The sequence below is a fragment of the Pseudoalteromonas sp. S558 genome (assembly GCF_005886635.1).
Lineage (GTDB): Bacteria > Pseudomonadota > Gammaproteobacteria > Enterobacterales > Alteromonadaceae > Pseudoalteromonas > Pseudoalteromonas aliena.
Genome location: NZ_PNDU01000448.1, coordinates 1 through 3,092, shown reverse-complemented (window position 1 = coordinate 3,092; position 3,092 = coordinate 1). Strand labels below are relative to the sequence as shown.

3 protein-coding genes and 1 pseudogene are annotated in these 3,092 nt (G+C 35.7%); 1 reads left to right on the top strand and 3 read right to left on the bottom strand.

Annotation, left to right across the window (positions count from 1 at the left end):
- Positions 1-35 precede the first annotated feature (35 nt).
- The 3 genes and pseudogenes from CWB66_RS22825 to ssp4 form a co-directional block, all read right to left on the bottom strand.
- Positions 36-260: pseudogene (locus CWB66_RS22825) on the bottom strand (integrase core domain-containing protein); the annotation flags it as partial.
- 405 nt (positions 261-665) lie between these two features.
- The gene (locus CWB66_RS20620) at positions 666-1,148 is read right to left on the bottom strand and encodes a hypothetical protein (RefSeq protein ID WP_138586921.1); all 483 of its coding nucleotides are present in this window, start codon (positions 1,146-1,148) and stop codon (positions 666-668) included.
- The gene (ssp4, locus tag CWB66_RS20615; protein WP_502705306.1) at positions 1,138-1,998 is read right to left on the bottom strand and encodes an Ssp4 family T6SS effector; all 861 of its coding nucleotides are present in this window, start codon (positions 1,996-1,998) and stop codon (positions 1,138-1,140) included. Before ssp4 ends, CWB66_RS20620 begins: the two co-directional genes overlap by 11 nt.
- A 336-nt stretch (positions 1,999-2,334) precedes the next feature.
- Here ssp4 and CWB66_RS20610 point away from each other — a divergent pair, with 336 nt between their 5' ends.
- Positions 2,335-2,853, top strand: a complete 519-nt coding sequence (locus CWB66_RS20610; protein ID WP_138586918.1) for a GNAT family N-acetyltransferase — start codon at positions 2,335-2,337, stop codon at positions 2,851-2,853.
- Positions 2,854-3,092: the final 239 nt, after the last annotated feature.

Below are 3,092 nucleotides of genomic sequence, written 5' to 3'. Positions count from 1 at the left end.
CATAAAACCATCCCATCGTTCGGTAACCCCCATTTTTAATGGAGGCTATCTGTAGAATTTCCGTTGTTTAACTTTTCCAGCTTTTGTATGGGTGTTATGCCACCTATGCCCATATTAGGGCGTTCATTATTATAAGTCCATAACTAATCGGTAGCTTTATTTTGTAACTCACTAATATCACTGTAAATATAATGACTTAGCCAGTCATACCTAACCGTTCGATTAAACCGCTCTACATAAGCATTTTGTTGCGGGTTACCTAGTCATTTTCATGCGAGTAATTTAGGTTGAACAGTGATAATGGCTTATTTAACGTGTAACACTCGAATAAAGATATAAAAAGAGATGAACGCTTGGCTCAAAAAGTAAACCTAGTGACACAATATTATTTGTACAATTAGAGTGGCTGTCTAGTTTAATTCTTTGCAAAAATAATCGACATCGCAAAATAATTCAACTAATTTAATCATACCGTTCCTTGTCTATCCAGTCGTTCTTGGTCTAAATATAGGAACAGGCATTCAGTTCAATTTCTTAAATGAGATTTAGGTTAAATAATAAGAACGCTTGGTTTTTGAATAAAAGGTCAAGAAAACACAGCTGCCTGCTTGACCGCAACTTTCTAATGAGTGCCCCTTCGGTTTTAGACTAGCCAGTTTTAAAAACTACTTTTTGAGATACTCTAAATGCTGCTGATGTTGTCTTTTAAGCCGTTTAATTACTTTAACACTAACTTTTAAATGTCCACTGTGGAAAAAGAGTAATAAAATAAAATTAAGTACTATAAAGAAGGCAGAAAGTTCTAAGCCGTTAAAAGAAAGACCGCCTTTCTGCTTGGCAACAATATCGATTATATAAATAAGGGATGCAACAATAGCGCTAAAAGCTAACAAGCTATAGATTTTTAGAACCAAGTATTTACCAATTGATAAAAGTACACCAAATAATATACATATACATATACCAACAAAAAAAGCGATTACCCGCTGCCCCAACTCTTCTACGGCGCTGTAAGGCCATAACATTATTAATATAGTAAATGCTAATGATGAATAGCTAAACACACTTGCAACAATCGCCGCAGCACAGGCTAGGCTATGTTTTAACTTGAAAATTGGGTCATTTGTTGGCAACGCTTCAACCTTCACTTTCTAGACTCTCAAATACACCAATTGCAATACCCTTGATTTCTCCATTATATGCACTTCCTGTAAAGGCAAGCGCGGCTGCAACAGAGTCTCGTAAACGTGTTCGTAACTCATTATTAATCTGAAGGCTGTTAAATTTTTTAGGATAAGTTTTATTTTTAACCATTTTTTTTAGCATTTTATTAGAGATCTTAGGCACTTTCATACGAATAATTTCTCGGGTTATCCGTGCTCTCTCTTGCCTGCTTTTATTAGCCAAAAGTTCCCTAAAGCTTATTCCATTTATGCTAGCTAACTTAATCGTACGGATTGCAGCCGCGCTTGCTGCAGTAGCCCCCGCTATAGATATATAGTCTAAAGCCTTAGTTGTGTTAACGTACCAGTCTTCAGAATCTAGCCAATCATTCAATTCTGGCGCAAATTTTTCAGCTCCACTACGCATAAGCCCATTACCACATTGCAACGTTGTTGCGGATGCTGCGCTAAATGAAAGAACAGAAATTGCGGTAGCAGCTCCTAGAGAAATAGGGGTGGCGACACCTGAGGCAACAAAAGCAAGCCATGAGATTACTGCGCCAGAACAAGCGAGTAAGGTACCTGAGATCTCTGAAACTAATCTACTTTCCCTTGGAGTTACTGAGCTGTGCTTTAGTTCATTAGTAAACTCCTTCGCTGAGCTTAATTTTGGGGGCTCCCTCAAAATAATTTTAATAGGAGTTAAGCGGCAAATTGGTTGAAATTCTCTGATAGTTACTACTGTAAAGTTTTCATCTATATAAATTACACCAGCCCCAGATAATTGAATATCCTTATCAATAGCTTTAAATAATTTTTCTTTATCTAAATATATGTCCAGCTTGTTTTTAGCTGCTTTTGTTTAAAAGTATCTTTATTTAATATATTCATTCCTATCATTCCTTGAATTTTTAAACAACCTTACTTAAATAATTTTTTTAGTCAAGGATATAGAAACATTCTACTTCCATAAACGATATTTTTGATTATCTGATGCAGGACCTCCCAAGGTTACCCATTAGAAAGTTCAGTTCAAGCAGATAGCTGTTTTTTCTTGATCTTTTTAATAGCTCAAAGGTTATTCAGCCGTTAAATGAGTTTGGGGCTACTTAATAGTGAGCTTTGGTTTTAAACTTACAACTATAAAATTAATACTCACAAGGAAGAACACTTGCATATTCAAATTACAGAACAGATTAAACTAGCCCCTTTAGTGGAAAGCGATGCGGCGGATATTTTTAGGGTTGTTAATTTAAGTCGAGCAAGTTTAGGGCAGTTTTTGCCTTGGGTAGAGGATGTAAATAATTTTGAGTCGGCTAAAAAATATGTATCTGACAGAGTAAACAGCGGGCTTAATGGTTCGCGGTGGTTTAAGATTTATTTTAAAGATAATCTGAGTGGTGTTTTTGCTGTTAAGTCTATTTGTCCTGAGCTGAATATAGCGGAACTTGGTTACTGGTTAGGTAGTGATACACAAGGAAATGGTATTATCAGTCAAGTAATCGCCAGAGTGCCAAACATACTCAAAAATACAAGCGCTAAAGTCATTGAGTTTAGATGTTTAGAACAAAATGTAGCTAGCATTAACATTGCTTTAAAATCAGGTGCAAGTTTAGTGGATACGATCCCCGACTTTGCATTTGCTAACAATACCATGCAGCAGCTCAACATATATCGGGTCGGGTTGTGACTGTTGTTATCACGTCTTTAATTTGTTCAATACGGCCTTTAAAAGTTTTCAAAAAATAAATTTCCCCAAAACGGCTACTTAAAGTGGATTACTGTGCCACTACACTTATACAAGCCTTGCCTTATTAGTTAACCTGAACTCTGGATAATAATACCAACCTGCATAAACCTTTGATCAATTTAACGAATTAAATTGCACTATAACGTCGTTAAAAATTTTTTATTTAGAACAACTAGATA